Origin of the sequence: Marmoricola sp. RAF53 (assembly GCF_052114005.1) — a bacterium.
Taxonomy (GTDB): Bacteria; Actinomycetota; Actinomycetes; order Propionibacteriales; family Nocardioidaceae; genus Marmoricola.
Map to the genome: position 1 here is coordinate 26064 of NZ_JBFRDX010000027.1, position 22249 is coordinate 48312.

General features: G+C 73.4%; 18 protein-coding genes. 10 read left to right on the plus strand and 8 right to left on the minus strand.

Annotated elements, in window-relative coordinates; genetic code table 11:
• Window positions 1–6 precede the first annotated feature (6 nt).
• The 5 genes from AB4Y76_RS18620 (at window position 7) to AB4Y76_RS18640 (ending at window position 8262) form a co-directional block, all read left to right on the plus strand.
• The gene (locus tag AB4Y76_RS18620; RefSeq protein WP_441928012.1) at window positions 7–909 is read left to right on the plus strand and encodes an SDR family NAD(P)-dependent oxidoreductase; all 903 of its coding nucleotides are present in this window, start codon (window positions 7–9) and stop codon (window positions 907–909) included.
• A 27-nt stretch (window positions 910–936) separates the two neighbouring features.
• Complete coding sequence (locus AB4Y76_RS18625; RefSeq protein WP_441928014.1) at window positions 937–2487, plus strand: adenylate/guanylate cyclase domain-containing protein; 1551 nt, start codon at window positions 937–939, stop codon at window positions 2485–2487.
• A gap of 65 nt (window positions 2488–2552) precedes the next feature.
• Window positions 2553–3260, plus strand: coding sequence for a hypothetical protein (locus tag AB4Y76_RS18630; protein WP_441928016.1), 708 nt, complete (start codon window positions 2553–2555; stop codon window positions 3258–3260).
• A complete protein-coding gene (locus tag AB4Y76_RS18635; protein ID WP_441928019.1) occupies window positions 3260–4831 on the plus strand; it encodes a DNA polymerase Y family protein in 1572 nt (523 codons plus the stop codon). The genes AB4Y76_RS18630 and AB4Y76_RS18635 overlap by 1 nt, the downstream gene beginning before the upstream one ends.
• Window positions 4832–4842: 11 nt before the next feature.
• Window positions 4843–8262 (plus strand): error-prone DNA polymerase, encoded by a 3420-nt coding sequence (locus tag AB4Y76_RS18640; protein ID WP_441928021.1) that lies wholly within the window; start codon window positions 4843–4845, stop codon window positions 8260–8262.
• A 42-nt stretch (window positions 8263–8304) separates the two neighbouring features.
• Here AB4Y76_RS18640 and AB4Y76_RS18645 read toward each other — a convergent pair whose 3' ends face one another.
• The 3 genes from AB4Y76_RS18645 to AB4Y76_RS18655 are packed head-to-tail and all read right to left on the minus strand — an operon-like array spanning window position 8305 to window position 10738.
• Window positions 8305–9093: a glucosamine-6-phosphate deaminase gene (locus AB4Y76_RS18645; protein WP_441928023.1), complete on the minus strand. Its 789-nt coding sequence runs from the start codon at window positions 9091–9093 to the stop codon at window positions 8305–8307.
• Window positions 9093–10223, minus strand: a complete 1131-nt coding sequence (gene nagA, locus AB4Y76_RS18650) for an N-acetylglucosamine-6-phosphate deacetylase (RefSeq protein WP_441928025.1) — start codon at window positions 10221–10223, stop codon at window positions 9093–9095. Before nagA ends, AB4Y76_RS18645 begins: the two co-directional genes overlap by 1 nt.
• Window positions 10220–10738: a winged helix-turn-helix transcriptional regulator gene (locus AB4Y76_RS18655; RefSeq protein WP_441928027.1), complete on the minus strand. Its 519-nt coding sequence runs from the start codon at window positions 10736–10738 to the stop codon at window positions 10220–10222. Before AB4Y76_RS18655 ends, nagA begins: the two co-directional genes overlap by 4 nt.
• Window positions 10739–10796: 58 nt before the next feature.
• Here AB4Y76_RS18655 and AB4Y76_RS18660 point away from each other — a divergent pair, with 58 nt between their 5' ends.
• Window positions 10797–12929: an MMPL family transporter gene (locus AB4Y76_RS18660; protein ID WP_441928029.1), complete on the plus strand. Its 2133-nt coding sequence runs from the start codon at window positions 10797–10799 to the stop codon at window positions 12927–12929.
• Window positions 12930–12932: 3 nt separating this feature from the next.
• On the opposite strand, the gene AB4Y76_RS18665 is transcribed toward AB4Y76_RS18660, so the two are convergent.
• Entirely contained in the window at window positions 12933–13481 is a 549-nt protein-coding gene (locus AB4Y76_RS18665) for a TetR/AcrR family transcriptional regulator (protein WP_441928031.1), read from the minus strand.
• Between the two features lie 31 nt (window positions 13482–13512).
• On the minus strand, window positions 13513–14835 hold the full coding sequence (locus AB4Y76_RS18670; RefSeq protein ID WP_441928033.1) for a cytochrome P450: 1323 nt from the start codon (window positions 14833–14835) through the stop codon (window positions 13513–13515).
• Between the two features lie 70 nt (window positions 14836–14905).
• On the opposite strand from AB4Y76_RS18670, the gene AB4Y76_RS18675 reads away from it, so the two are divergent.
• The 4 genes from AB4Y76_RS18675 to AB4Y76_RS18690 all read left to right on the plus strand — a co-directional run bounded on the left by AB4Y76_RS18675 (window position 14906) and on the right by AB4Y76_RS18690 (window position 19710).
• Window positions 14906–15784 carry an oxygenase MpaB family protein gene (locus AB4Y76_RS18675; RefSeq protein ID WP_441928035.1) on the plus strand — a complete coding sequence of 293 codons (879 nt, stop codon included), beginning with the start codon at window positions 14906–14908 and terminating at the stop codon, window positions 15782–15784.
• Between the two features lie 8 nt (window positions 15785–15792).
• Window positions 15793–17409, plus strand: coding sequence for a succinic semialdehyde dehydrogenase (locus AB4Y76_RS18680; protein ID WP_441928037.1), 1617 nt, complete (start codon window positions 15793–15795; stop codon window positions 17407–17409).
• A complete protein-coding gene (locus tag AB4Y76_RS18685) occupies window positions 17406–18221 on the plus strand; it encodes an SDR family oxidoreductase (protein WP_441928039.1) in 816 nt (271 codons plus the stop codon). The genes AB4Y76_RS18680 and AB4Y76_RS18685 overlap by 4 nt, the downstream gene beginning before the upstream one ends.
• Window positions 18222–18459: 238 nt before the next feature.
• Window positions 18460–19710, plus strand: a complete 1251-nt coding sequence (locus AB4Y76_RS18690; protein WP_441928041.1) for an Ig-like domain-containing protein — start codon at window positions 18460–18462, stop codon at window positions 19708–19710.
• On the opposite strand, the gene AB4Y76_RS18695 is transcribed toward AB4Y76_RS18690, so the two are convergent.
• The 3 genes from AB4Y76_RS18695 to AB4Y76_RS18705 all read right to left on the minus strand — a co-directional run.
• On the minus strand, window positions 19637–20503 hold the full coding sequence (locus AB4Y76_RS18695) for a fibronectin type III domain-containing protein (protein ID WP_441928043.1): 867 nt from the start codon (window positions 20501–20503) through the stop codon (window positions 19637–19639). The genes AB4Y76_RS18690 and AB4Y76_RS18695 overlap by 74 nt on opposite strands.
• Before the next feature lie 105 nt (window positions 20504–20608).
• Window positions 20609–21949 (minus strand): ferredoxin reductase family protein, encoded by a 1341-nt coding sequence (locus tag AB4Y76_RS18700; RefSeq protein ID WP_441928045.1) that lies wholly within the window; start codon window positions 21947–21949, stop codon window positions 20609–20611.
• A gap of 23 nt (window positions 21950–21972) precedes the next feature.
• Window positions 21973–22249 (minus strand): hypothetical protein (locus AB4Y76_RS18705; RefSeq protein WP_441928047.1); only part of this gene is annotated, 277 nt, incomplete at its 5' end.

The window sequence follows — 22249 nt, forward strand, 5'->3', positions numbered from 1 at the left end:
GTGCGCATGGATCTCACTCCGCAGGGCGTCACCCGTGCCGTCGTACGACGGGCGAACGCGTTCGGCGCGACCCCGATCAGCTCGCGCAGCGTGCTGTCCCGCGCCGTCCCCCGACCGGGCGACCACGACGGCCTGGCGGCGCTGCGCCGGGCGGTCGGCGGCAAGGTCGTGCTGGTGACCGGGGCGTCGTCGGGGATCGGGCGCGCGTCGGCGGTCCGCTTCGCCGCGGCCGGTGCCCGGGTGGTGCTGGTCGCCCGGAGCGAGGAGCTGCTCACCGAGGTCGCCGACGACATCGCCGCGGCCGGCGGGGAGGCGTACGTGCAGTCCTGCGACCTCACCGACTTCGACCAGATCGACGCCCTCGTCACCAAGGTCCTCGACCGGCACGGGCAGGTCGACGTCCTGGTGAACAACGCGGGCATGTCGATCCGGCGCAAGGTGCAGCACTCGGCGGACCGGTTCCACGACTTCGAGCGGCCGATGCACCTGAACTACTTCGCCGCCGTCCGGCTGACGATGGGGCTGCTGCCCCGGATGGTCGAGCGGGAGCACGGCCAGGTCATCAACATCTCCAGCTGGGCCGCCGTGCTGCGGCCCGCCCGCTTCTCCGGGTACGCCGCCTCCAAGGCGGCCCTGGAGACCTGGTCGGACTGCGTGCAGGGCGAGGTGCTCGACGACGGCGTGGTCTTCACGAACGTGCGGATGCCGCTGGTCCGGACCCCGATGATCGCCCCGACCAAGCTCTACCGACGGGTGCCGGCGCTCACCGTCGACCAGGCCGCGACGGTGGTCTGCGACGCCGCCGTCTCCCGGTCGCGCCGGGTGACGCCGCTGGTCGCCGGCTGGGTCAGCTTCTGGGAGTCGATCAGCCCGGCCCTGGGCGACCAGATCCGCAAGAACGCGATCTGACCCCGGCGCGGGTGCGATGATCCGCGCGTGAGCAGATCCGGCGAGGCCCCGTTCGGGTCGGTGCTCCTCGGGCCGGTCGAGCAGGGTCCGAAGCGGCTGCGGACGCGGCTCCAGCTGCTGCTCACCGTGCTGCTCGTGACGACGCACCTGATCGGCGCCGCGGTCGTCCTGGTGATCTCGGTCTTCGTGCTGCCGACCAAGGCGGTCAACCAGGCCAGCTGGGTGGCGCTGGCGATCAGCATCCCGGTCTACGTCGCGGCCGCGGTCGTCGTCGGCGGGGTCTGGGGCACGGTCAGCAGCCTGCGCGCCGCCGCCTGGGCGCTGGCCGAGCGGCAGCCGACCGAGGCCGAACGACGCCGGACGCTGCGGATCCCGCTGCGGCTGACCCTGATCCAGGGGCTGCTCTGGGCCGGCGGGTTCGTCGTGTTCACCGCCGAGGCCGTGGTGCTGCAGACCGACCGGGCGCTCGGGACCGGCTTCGCGATCGCGATCACCGGGCTGATGGTCTCGGGGATCGCCTACCTGTTCAGCGAATTCGCGCTCCGCCCGCTCACCGCGCGGGCCCTGGAGGCCGGGCCGGTCGAGCTCACCGGCCAGGTCGGCGTCCAGGGCCGGATGCTGCTGTTCTGGGCGATCGGGTCGGCGGCGCCGGTCGCGGGGTTGTCGATCGCCGCGCTGCTCGCCCTCACCGCGGACGACATCTCCGTCGAGCGGCTGGCCGTGACCGCCCTCGTGCTCACCGCGATCGCACTCGTCTTCGGCCTCCTGATCACAGTGCTCAACGCACGCTCGGTGGTCGCCCCGATCACGACCGTGCGGCACGCGCTGGACCGGGTCCGGGCCGGCGAGTTCGACGCCCAGGTCGCGGTCTTCGACGGCACCGAGCTCGGCCAGCTCCAGGCGGGGTTCAACGACATGGCCCGCGGGCTGCGCGAGCGGGAGGCGATCCGGGACCTCTTCGGCCGGCACGTCGGTCACGAGGTCGCCGCCGCAGCCTCCCGGGGAGCCACCCTCGGCCGGGTCGAGCTGGGCGGGGAGACCCGGGTGGTCTCGGTGCTGTTCATCGACCTGATCGGCTCGACGACGTACGCGAACGCGCGCGACCCGCAGGAGGTCGTCCGCACGCTGAACGACTTCTTCGCCGTCGTGGTCGCCGAGGTGGACGCGCACGGCGGGCTGGTCAACAAGTTCATCGGCGACGCGGCGGTGGCGATCTTCGGTGCCCCGGTCGCGCTGGCGGACCACCCCACGGCCGCGCTCGCGGCGGCCCGCCGGATCGCCGCCCGGCTGGAGGTGGAGGTCTCCCAGATCCGCGCCGGGATCGGGGTCGCCACCGGCGAGGCGGTCGCCGGCAACATCGGCGACGAGTCCCGGTTCGAGTACACCGTCATCGGGGACTCGGTGAACTCGGCCGCCCGGCTCTGCGACGGCGCCAAGGAGGTCCCCGGCCTGGTCCTGGTCGCGCAGGCGTCGGTGGACCTCGCCACCACCGACGAGCGGTCGCACTGGCAGCCCGCCGGCGCTCGCCCGCTCCGCGGCCGGTCCACTCCCACCAGGACGGCCCGGCTCCGGGATTGACCCGGGATTGACCCGGGATTGACCCGGGATTGACGCCGATCGAACATGTGTTCGATCATGGGGAGATGCCCGGTCCGATCGCCCTCGCCGACTCCCGTCCCGGTGACGGGTCGGGCGGGGCGCGCGCGGACACCCTGCGCCAGCTGCAGGACCGGATCGCCGGCATGCAGGACGGGGTCCCGCGGATCCCGGTGGTGACCCACCCGGCCCTCGCCGGGCTGCTCCAGCTCCGCACCGGCTCCGCCTACGAGGTGGACAGCGCCGCGCTCGCGCTCGCCCTGCTCGCGCCTCCGTCGCAGGAGGGCTCCTGGACGGCCGTCGTCGGGGCCGGCGACCTCGGCGTGGAGGCGGCCGCCGAGACCGGGGTCGACCTCACCCGGACCATCCTCGTCCCCGACCCCGGGGAGCACTGGCTGGAGGCGACGGCGGCGCTCGTCGACGTGGTCACGGTGGTCCTGCTCCAGCCCCCGCCCGGGGTCACCGAACGGACCGCGAGCCGGATCTCCGCCCGGCTGCGCAAACGCTCCACGGTCCTCGTGGTGCTCGGCCGGTGGCCCGGCAGCGAGGCGCGGCTCGAGGTCGAGCGGTCGACCTGGACCGGGGCCGAGCGCGGCCACGGCCGGCTCCGCGACCGCCGGATCGTGGTCGGCGTACGACGCGGCGCGGCGCCGGTCCGGCGTACCGAGCTCGAGCTGACCGCCGGCGGGGGGCTGCGCCCGGTCGCGACGGACGCGGCCGACCTCGGGTCGCCGATCGTCCTCGGGGCGGGCTGATGCGCGCCCTCGTGGTCTGGTGCCCGGACTGGCCGGTGGTCGCCGCCCTCGCCGACGGCGAGCCGGACACCACCGGCGCCGCGGTGCCTGCGTCGGTCCCGGTCGCAGTGGTGACCCGCAGCGCGGTGGTCGCCTGCAACGAGCCCGCCCGCGAGGCCGGCGTACGACGCGGGATGCGGCGCCGCGACGCCCAGGCGCGCTGCCCGGAGCTGGTGCTGCTCCCCGACAACCCGGACCGCGACGTCCGCGCCTTCGAGCCGGTCCTCGCCGCCGTCGAGGCGCTCCGGCCCGGGGTCGCGCCGCTGCGGCCGGGAATGCTGGCGATCCGGTCGCCCGGCCGGTTCTACGGGGGCGAGGAGCACGCCGCGGCCGTCATCGCCGAGCAGCTCGTCGGGATCGGGGTGCGCGACGTCCGGATCGGCATCGCCGACGACCTGTTCTCCGCCGAGCAGGCCGCCCGCCTCGCCGCCGTGCAGGGCTGGCGGGTCGTCGGCGAGGGCGGGTCGGCGGAGTTCCTGCGCGGCCTGGCCGTCGACGTGCTCGACGACCCCGACCTGGTCGGGCTGCTGCAGCGGCTCGGCATCACCACCCTGGGGGACCTGGCCCGACTGCCGGCCCGGGACGTGCTCACCCGGTTCGGCAACCTCGGCGCGAAGGTGCACCGGCTCGCTCGCGGCGTCGACCCGGTGCAGCCGGCCACCCGGCAGCCGCCGCCCGACCTCGTCGCCGAGGTGCCGTTCGAGCCGCCGCTGGCCTCGGTGGAGGCGGTCGGCTTCAGCGTCCGGCGCACGGCCGAGGAGTTCGTCGCCCGGCTCGGTGAGCGCGGCCTGGTGTGCACCGCGGTCCTGGTCGAGGCGGAGGGGGACGACGCGGCTCGGACGCTGCTCTCCCGGCGTACCTGGGTGCACTCGCGCTGGTTCGCCGCCGCGGACCTCGTCGACCGGGTGCACTGGCAGCTCCGGGCGAGCCCGAGCGGGGCGGTCCTGGGAGCGCCGGTCGGGCTGGTCCGGTTCGTGCCGGAGACCGTCGAACCCGCGGCCGCGCACGCCGACGGGCTCTGGGGCGGCGGCACCGACGAGCGCGTGGACCGCGGTGTCGCACGGGTGCAGGCGATGCTCGGGTACGACGCCGTGCTGATCCCGGTCCGGCAGGGCGGCCGGTCCCCGGCGGACCGGCAGGCCCTGGTGCCGTGGGGCGAGCGCCCCACCGGGCTGCGTCCCCCCGACCTGCCCTGGCCGGGCAGTGTCCCGCCGCCGGCGCCGACCCGCGTCTTCCCCGAGCCGTGGGCGACCTCGGTGGTCGACGGCACCGGCCACCCGGTGGCGGTCACCGACCGCGGCGAGGTCACCGCGGAGCCGTTTCGGGTCTTGATCAGGCCCAGCCACCCCGGCGCTGCCCACGGCTGGCGGAAGATCGCCTCCTGGGCGGGCCCCTGGCAGGCCGACGAGCAGTGGTGGGAGACCGAGGGGTCGACGCCGGTGGCGCGCTTCCAGCTGGTGGCGGAGGACGGCAGCGCGTGGTTGCTGCGCTGCGAGGCCGGGACCTGGTGGACGGAAGCGGCTTATGAGTAGGTGCACGCGTCATGGGGTGGAGTAACCCGCCGATCCCTTGGGCGGAGCTGGAGAAGCGGCTGACCGCGGCGCCGCGGACGGTGGACGCGCCGCCGGACGAGGGTCCGGGGTCGCGGAAGAAGAAGCGGTACCGGCCCAAGGACGAGGTGCACCGGCCGGACGGCCCGGTGACGCCGTACGCCGAGCTGCACTGCCACAGCAATTTCAGCTTCCTCGACGGGGCGAGCGGGCCGGACAAGCTGGTCGAGGAGGCGGTCCGGCTCGGGCTGGAGGGGATCGCGCTCACCGACCACGACGGGTTCGCCGGGGCGCCGCTCTTCGCCGAGATCGCCCAGAAGTACGGCGGGATCCGGACCGTCTACGGGTCCGAGCTCTCCCTCGGCCTGAGCGCGCCGCAGAACGGGGTCGCCGATCCCGAGGGCCGGCACCTGCTCGTCCTCGCCGACGGGGTGGAGGGCTACCACCGGCTGGCCGCGGCGATCACCGACGCCCAGCTCCGCGGTGACGAGAAGGGCCGGCCGGTCTACGACCTGGAGGAGCTCGCGGCGCGCGGGCGCGGGCACTGGCTGGTGCTCACCGGCTGCCGCAAGGGGAGCGTCCGGCAGGCGCTCGCGACGGGAGGCCAGGAGGCGGCCGCGGCCGAGCTGGACGCGCTCACCGCGCTCTTCGGCCACGACCGGGTGGTGGTCGAGCTGACCGACCACGGCCTGCCGCTCGACCACGAGACCAACGACCGGCTGGCCGCGCTGGCACGGGTGCACGGGCTGCCGGTGGTGGCGACCAACAACGTCCACTACGCCACCCCGGGCGAGCACCGGCTGGCCGCGGCGATGGCCTCGGTCCGGGCGCGCCGGAGCCTCGCCGAGATGGACGGCTGGCTGCCGCCGTACGGGGCCGCGTGCCTGCGCTCGGGGGCGGAGATGGCCCGCCGCTTCGCCCGCTACCCGGGCGCGGTCGCCCGGTCGGTGGAGCTCGCCGGGCAGCTCTCCTTCGACCTGCAGAAGGCGACCCCGCGGCTGCCCAAGCTCGGCATCCCCGCCGGACACACCCCGGCGTCCTGGCTGCGGGTCCTGGTCGAGCGCGGCTTCGCCACCTTCTACGCCGGTACGCCGCACGAGGAGGCGGCCCGGGAGCGGATCGAGCACGAGCTGCGGATCATCGAGGAGAAGGACTTCGCCGGGTACTTCACGATCGTGCACGACATCGTCGCGTTCGCCCGCGGTGAGGGGATCCTCTGCCAGGGCAGGGGATCGGCGGCCAGCTCGGCGGTCTGCTACGCGCTCGGGATCACCGCGATCGACGCGGTCGCGTACCGGCTGCCGTTCGAGCGGTTCATCTCCGCGCACCGGGACGAGGAGCCGGACATCGACGTGGACTTCGACTCCGACCGGCGCGAGGAGGTGATCCAGTGGGTCTACGACCGCTACGGCCGGCACAACGCCGCGCAGGTCGCCAACGTGATCAGCTACCGGCCGAAGATGGCGGTGCGCGACGCCGCGAAGGCACTCGGGTTCTCGCCTGGCCAGCAGGACGCCTGGTCCAAGCAGATCGACAGCTGGAGCGGGACGGTCGCCGCTGCCGGCACAGCCGGAGGAGGTGACGGCTCGGTCCCGAAGCCGGTGGTGGACCTGGCCGACCAGCTCCTCAAGGCGCCCCGGCACCTGGGCATCCACTCCGGCGGGATGATCCTCACCGAGCGGCCGATCGGGGAGGTCTGCCCGATCGAGCGGGCCCGGATGGAGAAGCGCACCATCCTGCAGTGGGACAAGGACGCCTGCGAGTGGATGGGCCTGGTCAAGTTCGACCTGCTCGGGCTGGGGATGCTCGGTGCGCTCAACCACATGATGGTGCTGGCCGGGGAGCACCTCGGCGAGCACTGGACGCTGCAGTCGATGCCCAAGGAGGAGCCGGGCGTCTACGACATGCTCTGCCGCGCGGACTCGATCGGGGTCTTCCAGGTGGAGAGCCGGGCACAGATCGGCACCCTGCCGCGGCTCCGCCCGCGGTGTTTCTACGACCTGGCCATCGAGATCGCGCTGATCCGGCCCGGGCCGATCCAGGGCGGCGCGGTGCACCCGTACATCCGGCGCGCCACCGGCCGGGAGGAGGTGACCTACGCGCACGCCGACCTGGTGCCGGTGCTGGAGCGGACCCTGGGGGTGCCGCTCTTCCAGGAGCAGCTGATGGAGATGGCGGTCGCGATCGGCGACTGCACCCGCGACGACGCCGACCTGCTGCGCCGGGCGATGGGCTCCAAGCGCGGCGTCGAGCGGATCGAGTCGGTCAAGGAGACGTTGTTCGCAGGGATGCGGCGGCGTGGCCTGACCGGCGAGCAGGCCGCGCAGATCTACGTGCAGATCCTGTCGTTCGCGAACTTCGGGTTCGCGGAGAGCCACGCGCTCAGCTTCGCGCTGCTCGTCTACGCCAGCTCGTGGTTCAAGCTGCACTACCCGGCCGCGTTCCTGGCCGGCCTGCTGCGCTCGCAGCCGATGGGCTTCTACTCGCCGCAGTCGCTGGTCCAGGACGCCAAGCGGCACGGGGTCGTCGTCGAGCGCCCCGACATCGTGGCCTCCGGGGCGAAGGCGGGGCTCGAGCGTCTCGCGGTGCCGGGGCCCGCCGGTCCGGACACCTGCCTGGCGCCGTACCACGAGCCGACGCCGTACGACGGTGACGCACCCGACCCGACGGCGACCCACCGCCGCGACGGCGCTTTCGCGGTCCGGCTCGGGCTGGACAGCGTCCGCGGCATCGGCGCCGACGTCGCGGCGAGGATCGTGGCGGCCCGGGAGGAGCGGCCGTTCCGGGACATGGTCGACCTGTCCCGGCGGGCGTCCCTGGACAGCGGCCAGCTGGAGGCGCTGGCGACCGCGGGCGCGTTCGAGGTCTGGGGGATGACGCGCCGGGAAGCCTTGTGGAGCGCGGGATTCACCGAGCGCGAGGACCAGCTGGAGGGCGCCGGTGCGGTGGTCGCGGCGCCGGCGCTTCCCGGGTTGGACTCGGTGGGCACCACGCTGGCCGACCTGTGGGCGACCAGGATCTCCCCGGCCGGGCACCCGGTCGAGCACCTGCGCCATGCGCTCACGATGGCCGGGATCAAGTCGGTCGCCGACCTCGCGACCTCGGAGTCCGGGCGCCGGGTGCACGTCGCCGGACTGGTCACGCACCGGCAGCGGCCCAGCACCGCCGGCGGGGTCACCTTCCTCAACCTGGAGGACGAGACCGGGATGCTCAACGTGATCTGCACGCAGGGTGTGTGGAACCGCTACCGCAAGGTGGCCAGGACGGCCGCGGGCATGGTGATCCGGGGGATGGTGGAGCGCAACGACGGCGTCACCAACCTGGTCGCCGACAAGATCGCCACGCTGGAGAGCGTCAGCCCGGGAGCCGACCTCGCCCTGCAGGACCGGCACCGGTCCCGCGACTTCCAGTAGCCGCCGACCCGGCGCAGACGCGCGCCATCACCCGGGTCAGCGTCAGAGGCCCTGCCAGTCCGGCTTCCCGGCAGCGACCTCGCGGTAGTACCCCACCCTGGCCAGGCCGCTGGCCGCGGCCTCGTCGACCAGGACGCTCGCGTGCGGGTGGAGCTGCAGGACCGAGGCCGGGCAGGACGCCGTGACCGGGCCCTCGACGGCGGTGGCGAGCGCGTAGGCCTTACCCGCGCCCGTGGCCACCAGGACCAGGTGCTGGGCGTCGAGGATGGTGCCCAACCCCTGGGTGAGGACGTGGCGCGGGACGTCGCCGTCGACGTCATCGAAGAAGCGGGCGTTGTCGCGCCGGGTGAGCGCGGTCAGCGTCTTCAGCCTCGTCCGCGAGGCGAGCGAGGACCCCGGCTCGTTGAACGCGAGGTGGCCGTCACTGCCGATGCCCAGGATCTGCAGGTCGATCCCGCCCGCGTCCACGATCGCCCGTTCGTAACGCTCTCCCGCGGTCGCCAAACCCTCAGGAGCGGGGTCCGGGCCGGCCACGTTGGCGGGGTCCAGGTCGAGGTGGTCGGTCAGCTCACGGGCGATCGTCGCGCGGTAGGACTGCTCGTGCCCGCGCGGCAGGCCGACGTACTCGTCGAGGGTGAAGGCGCGGACCGATGCGTACGACGGACCGGTGCCGGCCCGGTGCCGCATGATCAGATCGCGGTACGCCGCCAACGGGCTCGACCCGGTGGCGAGTCCGAGGACCGCGTCGGGCTTGGACCGGACCAGCGCCTCGACGGCGTCGGCGGCGAGCACCCCGACGGCGTCCGCGTCGGGGAGGACCAGGACCTCCATCAGCTCTCCCGGGTGTCGTGGACGACAGTGCCGCCGAGGACGGTGGCGACCACGTCGAACCGGCCGTCCGCCGTGTCGAGCAGGACGAGGTCGCCGCGGTACCCCGGGTCGAGCCTCCCGCGAGTCGGGTCGCCGATCAAGGCTGCCGGCGTGGTGGTCGCGGCCGCGATCGTGTCGGCGAGCGAGCAGCCGGTGGTGGCGCGCAGGGTTCGCAGGCAGTCGCTGAGCGCGGCGGCGCTGCCGGCGAGGGTGCCGTCCTCCAGCCGGACGGCGCCGCCGGCCACCACGACGGACTGGTCGCCGAGCCGGGCGGGGCCGTCCGGGACGCCCAGCGCCGCGGTGGTGTCGCTGACCGCGAGGAAGCGGTCCGGGCCGAGGGCCCGCCAGGCGGTGCGCAGGGTGTCGGGGGCGAGGTGGTGGCCGTCGGCGATCACGCCGGCGACGAGGTGGCCGGCCAGGGCGCGGCCGACGGGGCCGGGCTCGCGTCCGACGAGCGGGGGCATCGCGTTGAACAGGTGGGTGACGCAGCGCGCGCCGGCGGCCTCCGCCGCGGCCACCTGGTCCGCGCTCGCCTCGGTGTGCCCCACGGAGACCACCACGCCGCGGGCGGTCAGGGCGGCGATCACGTCGAGAGCGCCCGGCAGCTCGGGGGCGAGGGTCGCCATCAGCACCCCGGCCTCCCGGGACCAGGACGCGACCAGGTCGAGCGACGGTTCGGTGAGCCACGCCCCGGGGTGCGCGCCCTTGCGGGCCGGCGCGATCATCGGTCCCTCGAAGTGCACGCCGAGCGGGACGGCGCCGGCCCAGTCGTTCGTCCCGGTGAAGGTCGCCAGCGCGGTCTCGCGGGCGCCCGGCGAGGAGGTGATCACGGTCGGCAGGTACGCCGTCACGCCGTACCGGGCGAGCACCGGGCCGATCTCGCGAAGCCGCTCGGGCTCGTCGGTGACGTCGATGCCGCCGGCGCCGTTGAGCTGGAGGTCGATCAGCCCCGGCGCGACGGTGAGCCCGGTCGCGTCGAGGACGGGCGCCCCACCGGAGGTCGCGGCGGCCAGGAGGCCGTCGTGCACCAGGACGTCGCGCCGCCCGCCGTGCACGTCGGTGCCACCGAGGACGCGGAGGCTGCGCGTCATCGGGACAGCGCCTCGAACCGGTCCAGCGCCCGCCCCATCTCGGGGGAAGCCGCGTCGTCGAAGCTCGGTCCGCGCAGCGGGACCGCGTCGCCGGGGGCCACCGGCTCCCCGCAGTGCTCGCAGCAGGCGACCGCCCGGGCGACCTGCCCGCAGCCGAGGTGGCGCCACTGCACCGGTGGTCCGGCTTCGCCGAAGACCCACTTGTCGCCGAACTGCTGCATCGCGAGGACGACCATCGCGAGGTCGGCGCCCTTCTCGGTCAGCGTGTAGTCGTACCGCGGCGGGTGCTCGGAGTAGGGGACCCGGAGGAGCACCTCGTGACCGACGAGCGCGGTCAGCCGCTGGGTCAGCACCTTGCGGGACACGCCGAGCTCGCGCTGGAGCGCGTCGAAGCGGGTGATCCCGAGGGCGACGTCACGCAGGATCAGCGGCGTCCAGCGGTCGCCGACGATCTCCAGCGTGCTGATCAACGAGCAGGGCTTGTCGAGCTGGTCGTCCCGAGCCACGCGTTGCATGGCTCACAGTCTAGACGAGTGCGTTCCCCAAGGGAACTGACCCTGCTAGCGTGCGGCCATGCTCGAGCGCATCGCCCGCCTGACCTGGCACCACCCGCGCAAGATCCTGCTCGCGACCCTCGCGTTCGTCGCTGTCGCCGGGTTCTTCGGCCACGACGTCGAGCACCACCTCAAGGCGGCCGGTTTCACCGACCCGTCCTCGGAGAGCGAGGTCGCCGGGGACGTGCTCGGCGGCGCGCTCGGCTTCTCCGCCCAACCCGGCCTCGTCGTGCTCGTCCGGGCCGCGGACGGCGGCCGCCTGGACGTCACCGACCCGGGCGTGTGGGCCGAGGTCGCCCGGCTCGCCACCGAGCTCCGCGGTTCCGCGTACGTCGGCCACGTGGTCGACCCGCTCGCCGATCCCGTCGCCGGCGCCGCGCTGGTCGCCCGCGACGGCCGCTCGCTGGCGCTCACCGCTCAGCTGACCAGCAGCGACCTGGAGGACAAGGGTGGGCTCGCCGACGAGTCGGTCCGCGAGCGGGTCACCTCCGAGAAGCTCGACGTCAGCTACGGCGGGTACGCGCCGAGCTTCAACGAGGTCAACGACCAGACCCGGCGCGACCTCAGCAAGGCGGAGCTGATCGCCTTCCCGCTGCTCGCGATCCTGCTGCTCCTCGTCTTCCGCAGCGTGGTCGCCGCCGCGGTGCCGCTGCTCATCGGCGTGATCTCGATCGTCGGCACCCTGTTCGCGTTGCGGATCATGGCGTCGCTGGTCGACACCTCGCTCTTCGCGCTGAACATCGCGACCGCGCTCAGCCTGGGGCTGGCGGTCGACTACGCCCTGCTGCTGGTCTCCCGGCACCGCGAGGAGGCCGCGCGGTCGGGCTTCACCTACGACGCCCACCTCACCGTGGTCCGCACCGCCGGCCGGACCGCGCTGTTCTCCGGGCTCACCGTCGCCGGCGCGATGGCCGCCCTGATGGTGATGCCGCAGCGCTTCCTCTACTCGGTCGGCGCGGCCGGCGCGATGGTCGGTGTCTTCTCGGCGCTGATCGCGATCCTCGTGGCGCCGGCCCTGCTCGCCGTGCTCGGGCCGAAGATCAACGCGCTCTCGCTGCGCCGCGGGCCCGCCGTCTCCGACTCGTCCTCGCGCTGGCTCCGGCTGGCTCGCTGGGTGATGAAGCGACCGGTGCTGGTCGCGGTGACCACCAGCGCCGCGCTGCTCGCCCTCGCCGCGCCCCTGTTCGCGACCCACCTGACCGGGCCGAGCGCGCAGGCGGTCCCGCCCGGGCAGCAGTCCTACGCCGCCAACGCCTACCTGCAGGACCACTACGGTCGCGAGGTGACCGAGGGGGTCTCGCTCACGGTGCACGGGAAGGTCTCCGACGACGACCTAGTCGCACTCCACGACCGGATCACCGCCGTCGCCGGGGTCGACCGGGTCGGGCCCTTCCAGCGGGCCGGGTCCGACGTCGCCTACACGACGGCCGCGCTGGACGCGCCCGCCCTGTCGGACGAGGGCCAGGCCGCGGTGCGCGGCGTCCGGGCACTGGCCGACCCGTCGGGAGCCGAGCTGCTGGTCGCCGGGAACACCGCCAGCTTCCTCGACGAGAAGGAGAGCCTGGGCCGGAACGCCGTCCTCGCGGTCGGGCTGATCTTGCTGCTCACCCTGGTGCTGCTCTTCCTGCTCACCGGTTCGGTGCTGCTGCCGCTGAAGACGCTGCTGATGAACACGATGACGCTGGCCGCGACGCTCGGCATCCTGGTGACCGTCTTCGAGAAGCGGTTCGCCGTCGGGCTGCTCGACTACCCCGGCCCCTACCGGGTCGAGGTGACCAGCCTGGTCTTCCTGTTCGCGGTCACCTTCGCGCTGGCCACCGACTACGCGGTGCTGGTGATGGCGCGGATCAAGGAGCTGCGCGACTCCGGGATGAGCAACGAGGACGCCGTCGCCGAGGGCATGGGCCGGACCGGTCGGATCATCAGTGCCGCCGCGCTGATGATCGCGGTGGTGTTCGCGGCCTTCGCGGTCAGCCCGGTGTTCTTCATGAAGCAGATCGCGGTCGGGATGGCGCTCGGCGTGATCATCGACGCGACCGTCGTACGGGCGCTGCTGGTGCCGTCCCTGATGCGCCTGCTCGGCGACGCCAACTGGTGGGCCCCCGCCCCGCTCCGCCGGTTCCACGACCGGTTCGGCATCCGCGAGGGCTGAACCTCAGCTGACCAGGGGAGCCAGGTAGCGGCGGGCGTAGTCGCGGACGGCTGCGGGGTCGGTGAGGTCGAGGGCTCCGTGCGGGTTGAGCATGTAGGTGTACGCCAGCCGCAGCATCAGCTCGGCGACCACGTGCAGCTCGTCGTCGGGCATGCTCGCGCCGCTGCGGCGCAGGGTCTGCGCGACCTGGTCGGCGGCGCCGAGGACGAGGGCGCTGTGCGAGGAGCCGCCGACGCCGATGATGATCTCCGGCTCCGACTCCACCATCCGGGCGAGCAGCGGGATCTCCCGGGTCAGTGCCATGCCCTTCACGAAGCACTCGACCACCGCCTCCTGCGGCGGCAGTCCGGAGGCGTGCGCGTCGAGCTGGGTCAGGAAGTCACCGAGCTGCCGGGCCAGCACCGCGTCGAGCAGCGCCTCCTTGTTCGGGTAGGCGCGGTACAGCGTGCTCCTGCTGATGCCGGCGGCGCGCGCCACGTCCTCGACGTTGGCCCGGCGGGCGCCGTACTGCTCGAAGACGCGCTGAGCCGCGTCCAGGATCTCGCTCGTCATCTGCGCACCACGTCCCCCATTCTCGCAGCCGTCACAGCCGCTCGAGCGTCACCGGGAGCCGGTCGCGCGGGTACGGCAGCGCCACCAGGTCCAGCGGCCAGCGGTAGTCGTCGGGGACCGACCAGCGGTAGGTGCGCAGCAGCTCGTGGAAGATCGCCCGCACCTGGACGCCGGCGAAGTACATCCCGATGCACTTGTGCACCCCGCCGCCGAAGCCGTGGAACGCCATCCGGTGGCCGTGGTCCTCGCGCCGCGGCTCGGCGAACCGGTCCGGGTCGAACCGGGTCGGGTCCGGCCAGTACGTCGGGTCGAAGTGGCTGTAGAACGGCGAGACCGTGACGAAGGCGCCCTCGGGGATCCGGTAGCCGTTGACCGCGGTCTCGCGGGTCGCCACCCGCGGCATGTTCGGCACCGGGCTGCACAGCCGCAGCGACTCCTTCATGACCCGGTCGAGGAGCTCGTCGCCGACCACGGAGTCGTAGTCGTCACCGGCGGCGAGCGCGGACGCACGCGCTTTCTCCTGCCACTCCGGGAACCGCGCCAGGTGGTAGGCCATCGAGCTCATCGTGATCGTGCTGGTGTCGTGCGCCGCCATCAGCAGGAAGATCATGTGGTTGACGATGTCCTCGTCGGTGAACTCGTCGCCCTCCTCGCTCTGCGCGATGCAGAGCTGGGCGAAGAGGTCGTCGCCGCCGTTGCGGCGCTTCTCCGGCAGGTGCTCGTAGAAGAACTCCTCCAGCACCTTGCGGGCGGCCAGGCCCTTGGCCCACGGGGTGCCGGGCACGTTCGCGCGGACGATCGAGGTGCCGGCGCGGACGGCGGCGATGAAGGCTTTGTTGACGCGGTCCTGCTCGGCCCGGGGGAGGTCGACCCCGACGAACGTCTCGATCGCGAGGTCGAGGGTGAGCTCCTTGAAGAGCTCGAACATCCGCGGGTGCGCGACGTCGCCCCATCCGGCGAGTCCTTCACGGATGTGCGGCACCATCACCGCGTGGTAGCGGCGCATCGCGTCGTTGGTGAACGCGGCCTGCAGGATCCGCCGGTGGTGCAGGTGCTCGTCGAAGTCGAGGAGCATCAGGCCCCGGTGGAAGAACGGCCCGATGAAGTGCGACCACGCGGGGCCGTTGGCGAAGACCCGCTCGCGGTTGATCAGGATCTGCTCGGCGGCGTCCATCCCGTAGCAGGCGTAGAGCGTGGTGCCGAAGACGTTGATCTTCAGGACCTCGCCGTACTTCGCGCGCATGACGTCGTTGTGGCCGATCGGGTCGCGGCGCATCTTCAGCAGGTGCGGCAGGCCGACCAGGGGGCCGCGGACGGTCCGGAGGTTCTCGGTGCTCTGGGCGGTCGCGGTCACGGGCAGCTCCCGGGTGAGATCGTCGCGGCAGAAACGTTGAAACAAAGTCGTGCCAATGTATCATCGGGCCATGCCGACTGCCCAGACCCAGGACGTCGCCGCCGCCGACGAAGTGCCGCTCGCGGGACTCCCGCTGGGGCCCGACTCGTTGACCTGGCAGCTCTTCGCCGACCACCGGATGGCGCTGCTCGGACCGCGGGCCGCGGTGCTGCAGAACATGCTGCCCGCGCTCGGCCAGGGCGTGGAGGACCACTCGGTCTGGTTCGCGGAGACGCTGGCCCGGCTGCGGCGCAGCATCCCGCCGATCTTCAACACCGTGTACGGCGCCGACGGGGTCGCCGCCGGGCACGAGGTCCGCGACTTCCACCGGCACATCAAGGGCACCCTCCCGAGCGGCGAGCGCTACAGCGCCCTCAACCCGGACACCTACTACTGGGCGCACGCCACCTTCGTGGAGCACCTCGTCGTCGCCACCGAGACCTTCATCCGGCCGCTCTCGCCGGCCGAGAAGGACCAGATCATCGGCGAGCACCGCACCTGGTTCGAGCGGTACGGCGTCAGCGCCCGCCAGGTGCCGGGCACCTGGGCCGAGTTCGACGCGTACTGGCAGCACGCTCTCGACGAGCGCCTCGTCGCGCACCGGACCGCCAGGTACGGCGTCGGCTACGCCACCAAGGGCTGGCCGCGCCCGAAGCAGGTGCACCCGCTGGTGTGGTCGGTCGTCTCCCGGCCGCTCGACGCGGTGAGCTCGTTCGTCACCGTCGGCGGCATGCCCGAGCGCGGTCGCGAGCTGCTCGGGCTGCCCTGGGACGAGGCCCGCGAACGCCGCTACCAGCGGTTCGCCGCCGTCTGCCGCGCCCTCGACCCGGCGTACGCGAAACTGCCCGGCAGGCTCCGGATGCACCCGATCGCCCTGCGGGCCTTCCGGCGAGAGGGGCGCCCGGCATGAGTGACAGCATGAGTGACGGCACGAGCGGGCACCCGCGCGACGCCGTGCTGCCGCCGCACGTCACCCCGGCCGACGTCGCCCGCTGGACCGCGCTGGTCGCGGCCACCGGCGACGAGACCGCCCGCGCGGTCTCCCCGTTCACCGGCCACCTGCTCCCGCCGGTGCCCCAGTCCACCCCGGCCGACGTGGCCCGTGCCGCGGACCGCGGTCGCGCCGCGCAGCCCGCGTGGGCCGCGCGCCCGGTGACCGAGCGCGCCCAGGTCCTGCTCCGGTTCGGCGAGCTCATGGTCGCCGAGCGCGACAAACTCGTCGACCTGGTGCAGTGGGAGACCGGCAAGTCCCGGGTGCACGCGGGCATCGAGGCGATGGGCGTGCCGATGGTGGCGGCGTACTACGGCGCCGAGGGGCCCGGCCAGCTGCGCGCGACCAAGGTCCGCTCCGGCGTCCCCGGCATCGTCGCGGCCCGGGTGACCCGGCACCCCAAGGGGCTGGTCGGCGTGATCGCGCCCTGGAACTACCCGCTCTTCCTGGCCGTCGGCGACGTGATCCCGGCCCTGGTCGCCGGCAACGCCGTGCTCAGCAAGGCCGACTCGCAGGCACCGCTGACCCTGCTCGCGGCCCGCGACCTCGCCCTGCGCGCGGGCCTGCCCGGCGACGTCTGGCAGGTCGTGGCCGGCCCGGGCAGCCGGCTCGGCCAGGCGATCGTCGACCAGGTCGACCACCTCGCCTTCACCGGCTCGACCGCCACCGGGCGCCGGCTCGCCGTCGCCGCCGGCGAGCGCCTGATCGGGACCTCGCTGGAGCTCGGCGGGAAGAACCCGATGATCGTCCGGGCCGACGCGAACATCGACGCCGCCGTCACCGGGGCCGTCCAGGCGTGCTTCGCCAGCGCCGGCCAGATGTGCATCGGCATCGAGCGGATCTACGTCCACGAGGACCGGTACGACGAGTTCGTCGGCAAGCTCGTCACCGCGACCCGGGCGATCCGGATGGGGGCGTCGTACGGGCACGACGTCGAGCTCGGCTCGCTCACCTCCGCCGGGCAGCTCGCGGCGACCGTCAAGCACGTCGAGGACGCCGTCGCGCAGGGCGCCACCGTCGAGGTCGGCGGTCGCCCGCGACCCGACCTCGGCCCGTTCTTCCACGAGCCGACCGTCCTGTCCGGGGTGACGCCGTCGATGGCCGTGCACGCCGAGGAGACCTTCGGGCCGGTGGTCGCCGTCTACCCGGTCGTCGACGACGAGGACGCGGTCACCCGCGCCAACGAGACCGAGTACGGCCTCTCCGCCAGCATCTGGAGCCGCGACCTGGACCGGGCCCGCGAGCTCGCCGGCCGGGTCCGGGCCGGCGCGGTCAACATCAACGACGGCTACCTGTCGGCGATCTCCTCGCTCGCCGCCCCGATGGGCGGGATGAAGGCGAGCGGGGTCGGCCGCCGGCACGCCGCCGACGGCATCCTCCGGTTCACCGAGTCGCAGACCACCACCAGCCAGAAGGTCTCGACGCCGTACCCGTCGAGGACCAAGACTCATCTCAGCACCTACCTCCGCGCCACCCGCCTCGCGGTGGCCGGCCAGCTCAAGGCCGCGCGCCTGAGGAACCGACGGACGAAGGAGTCCCGATGAAGCTCAACGGCAAGGTCGTCGCGATCACGGGCGGTGCCCGCGGGATCGGGGAGGCCACCGCGAAGGCGCTCACCGCGGCCGGCGCCCGCGTCGCCGTCGGCGACCTGGACGCAGACCTGGCGGCCCGGTCCGCGCAGGGGTACGGCGGCCTCGGGCTCCCGCTCGACGTGACCTCCACCGAGTCGTTCGCCGCCTTCCTCGACAAGGTCGAGGCCGAGTACGGCCGGATCGACGCGCTGGTCAACAACGCCGGGATCATGGTGATCGGCAAGCACCTCGACACCCCGCTCGAGGGCCAGCTCAAGCAGCTCGACATCAACCTGCGCGGCGTCATCCTCGGCGTCCACGAGGTCGCGCCGCGGATGATCGCCGCCGGCGGCGGGCAGATCGTCAACATCGCCTCCCTCGCCGGCCGGATCCCGGCCCCGGGCTCGGCGGTCTACAGCGCCACCAAGGCCGGGGTGCTCGCCCTGACCGAGGCGCTCGACGCGGAGCTGGCCGAGCACGGCGTCCGGGTCGCGGCGGTGCTGCCGTCGTTCACGAACACCGGCCTGATCGACGGGACGACCGCGCCGCGGCTGAGCCCGCCGATCCAGCCCGAGCAGGTCGCCGCCGCGGTGGTCGGCCTGGTGGCCAAGCACCGGCCGGTCGCGACCGTGCCGAAGTCGCTGGCGTTCTCCAGCCTGCAGTGGGGGCTGATGCCGAACCGGGCGAAGCGCTGGCTCGGACGCCGGACCGGGATGGACACGATGTTCACCGACTTCGACCACACCGCGCGGGCGGCGTACGACCAGCGCACGACGGGCGACTGAGACCTGGCAGGCTGACACCGAGGAGATGGACGGGGTCGGCCGGTTCGGCTGGGTCACCGACCCCGAAGGCAACCGGATCGAGCTCTGGCAGCCGGCCTGACCGGAACCCTGCTCAGAATTCTGGGGCGCGGCGCGTAATTTCCGGGACCTTCGCGACGTCAGAACTTCAGGGGCGCCGTTGGGGGCGGCCCCTCGTGCCGCTCTGAGGCACGTTCGCCTCTGCCTGGAGTCCGACGTCATGACGATCCGCTTGTTCCTGTCCGCGTTTCTGACCGCTACCGCCGCGACCTGGGCGCTGGCGGCTCCGCCGGCGACGGCGGCCGAGATCCCGGGGGCGGTCACCTCCGTGTCCACCACGGCGCAGCAGGTGAACCAGTGGGACCAGGTCGACTTCACCTGCGCGTGGGCGGTGCCGGACGGGTCCCGGCCGGGTGACACCTTCGGGCTCCAGCTCCCGCCCGAGCTGCGCTGGTTCGGGGCGGCGGACTTCCCGCTGCAGGCGCCCGACGGGACCGTGATCGCCCGCGGCCGCGCCGACAGCAGCGGCGCCGTGACGTTCACGCTCACCGACTACGTGCTCACCCACCAGGACGTCCACGGCACCTGCCGGTTCAGCACCCAGTACACGCGACCCACCGCGCCGGGCCAGGTGGTGCTCGACTTCCCGGTGGGCTCCTCGGTGGTGCACGTGACGGTCCCGACCACCGACCAGTGCACCCACGACTGCGGGCCGGACCTGACGGTGCCGGCGAAGAGCGCGTACTGGGCGGACGCCGCCCAGGACCGGGTCCGCTCGGTGATCTCCGTCCCGCTGGTCCCGGCCGACGACGCCACCGTCGTGGTCACCGACCGGCCCGGCGCGGGACTCGCCCTGGACTGCGCGACGGTCACCCCGAAGATCGGCCGGGTCCGCGGTGGCGACGGCTACCTCGCAACACCCCTCGACGGCGCGACGTACCCGGCCGCGGTCGTCTGCAGCCCGACGCTGCTCACGGTCACCTGGACCGGCGTACCGGCGGGAGAGATGGCCGAGGTGTGGGTCGACGCCGACGTGACCGACCCGTCGCTCGGGACGTACTCGAACTCCGGCACCGTGACGATCAACGGCGAGACCACGCCCGTCGTCGACGACGTACGCCGCTCGCAGGCCGGGGGCGCCGGTTCCGGCAGCCCGCTCACCCCGACTCCCACCCCGACTCCGACCCCGACCCCGACCCCGACTCCCACCCCGGCCCCGATCCCCACTCCGACCCCGACCCCGGCTCCCACCCCGCCGGCGCCTCCGACGGCCACGGTCGCCCCGCCGACCGGACCCAGCCAGCACGTCGCGAAGCTGCCGGCGACCGGGGCGCCGGAGGTCCGGGCGGAGCTGGTCGCGGGCGGGGCGCTCCTGCTGGCCGGCACCGCCACGGTCCTCAGCGGTGCGGGCGCACTCGCGCGACGGCGCTCCACGGCCCCCAGCCGGCCGCGTTGTGCGCCCGGATCGTGAACCGGTAGACCCGGTTGTTGGTCAGCCCGCGCACGGTCGCGCCCCGGACCCGGGCCCCCGCGACCGCGATGACCTTGCCGTTGCGCCGGACCTGGTAGGCGTCGATCGGCTGCCCGCTGACCGGGGAGCGCCAGTGCAGAAAGGCCTTGTGGTTGCCGGATCGCGCGGTGAGCCCGCGCGGCGCCGTCGGCCTGGTCATTCGAGGCGGAACCGGCGGCAGGCCCTGCGCACCGGCAGCGGCCTCGAAGGAGAAGACGCTCGACTCGGCCGGCAGCCGTGAGTAGACCATGCTGAAGCGCCGCTGGCCCTGCGCGTGCGCCTCGAAGTAGGCCATCGAGACCTTCGTGGAGCCGCTGCCGGTGTCGAAGTAGAAGTAGTCGTTGCTGTCGTAGCTCACCGTCTCGGCGCACACGAACCGGCAGCCGTCGAAGTCGGCATCGTCCTCCTGGCCCTCGAAGTAGCCGCCGAACGTGTGCGTCGCGGTGTCGACGAAGACGACCGAGGTCGGGCGGTTGAACTCGGTGCCGAAGGAGAAGAACTTGCGGCTGTCGGGCCCGGACGGCGCGGTGTTCAGGGGGAAGTCGTCGGTGGACGTCTCACCCCCACCCTGGCGCGCCCAGCACTCCAGCCGGTCGTGGTTGGTGTCGTAGAAGTCGGCGGACGCGGCGTGCTGGACCCGCAGGACCAGGGCGCCGCACGGCATCTGCTCGTCGGCTGCCGCCTGGGCGGGCTCGGCCACGGACAGGAAGCCGGCCGCGAGCAGCAGCGGGGCGACGAGAGCGAGACGGCGCACGGGGGACCTCCGAGAGGATCGATCGGGACTCCCTGAGTCTCCGTCCCGGCCGGCCGGGTGTCCTCCGTCATCTGGCGTATCTTCCGGGCCCCTGCCCGGACTCGCTCAGCGCCAGTCGAAGTACTCGCGGTGGATGTTCCGCCCGCGGACACCCGCGCCGCGGAGGCCCTGCTGGAGGTCGCGCAGCATCGGTTCGGGGCCGCACAGGAAGGCCGAGAGCTCGGCCGGGGCGTCCACGGACTCGAGGATCCGCTCGGCGGTCAGGCGTCCGTCGGTCGCGGAGTCGACCAGGTGCAGCCGGACGTGGTCGTACTCGGCGACCCGCGCGGTGATCTCGTCGGCGAAGGCCGCCGGACCGCCGGTGTAGGCGTAGTAGAGGTCGACCTCGCCGTGCGGCGGACCCTCCTCGAGCGCGCGCACCCAGCTCAGGAAGGGCGCCACGCCGACGCCGCCCGCGATCCACACCTGCCGGCTCGTCCCCTTGGAGTGGTGGAACCGGCCGTGCGGCCCGCCGATGACCGCCGGCATGCCCGGTTCGAGGAGGTCGGCGATCGAACGGGTGTAGTCGCCGAGACCTTTCACGGTGAACCGGACGTACGGCTCGGTCGGGGCACTGGCGAGCGTGAACGGGTGCCGGTGCCAGCCGTCCTTGGCCTCGATGTAGACGAGCGCGAACTGGCCCGGGAGGAAAGTCATCGGCTTGCCCAGCGGGCGCAACCGGATCTCCACCAGGTCCTCGGCGACGCGGGTCACGCTGTCGACCTCGTAGTCGTGCAGCGAGCGCACGAACTGGGCGATCAGCTCGCGGTAGACGTAGAAGACCAGCCCGATGCCGCCGACGACGACGTAGGACCAGCGCAGCACGTCGGACTTCGGGAACGGCGATCCGTCGAGGAGGCCGTGGAAGAAGGCGGCCGCCACCAGCAGGCCGGTCAGCCGGTGCACCTGACGCCAGCGGTCGTAGCCGCCGAACAGCCGCCGCACCTGCGCGATCACCGGCTTGTCCTTGAGGGCCTTGATCGGCCCCCGCAGCGGGCGCGGCACGACCGACTGCCAGCGCGGCAGGATCGCCCACAGCGCGAGGCCGACCATGCCCCAGGCGCCGATGGCTCCGAGCGTGCCGCCCCAGGAGGAGTGGATCGGGCTCGACGCGAGCGGGATGTGCGCGGCGAGCAGCACCAGGCCGGTGATCGCCATCCGCCGGTGCCAGATCGCGGCTCGGTCGATCCCGTCGAACCAGGTCTCGACCCACGGCAGCGAGCTGATCAGCACCAGGGCCGCGGAGAGCAGCACCACCGAGATCGCGCCGACGTACTGGCCGACGTACGGTCCGGTCGGCTCGCCGGAGGGCCGGAAGAAGACCCAGAGGGCGGAGTAGGCGACGAGCAGCACTCCGATCGTCACCGGGCCGGTGTGACGGTGGGGGATGCCGCGCAGGGCCGCCATGCGGCGACTCTAGGGCACGCCGCTCAGCGGTGACCCTTGCCGCCGCCCTTCCCGTGGTGCGCCGGTCGGTGGGTCTTCTTCGGCCCGGCCTTGGCGGGCTTCGCGGCGGCCGGCTTCGGTGCCGCTGCTCGGGGCGTGATGTTCGTCGGGACCGGGGTGAGGACCGAGGCCTGCTGCACCCGCTGCGCCGGGACGGGCGCCGGCGTCGCGGGGTCGTCGGTCCCGACGGTCCCGCCGGCTCCGAGCGCGAAGGCGAGCACGCAGGCGGCGGCCGTCGCCGCGCCGGCGGCGTACCAGGCG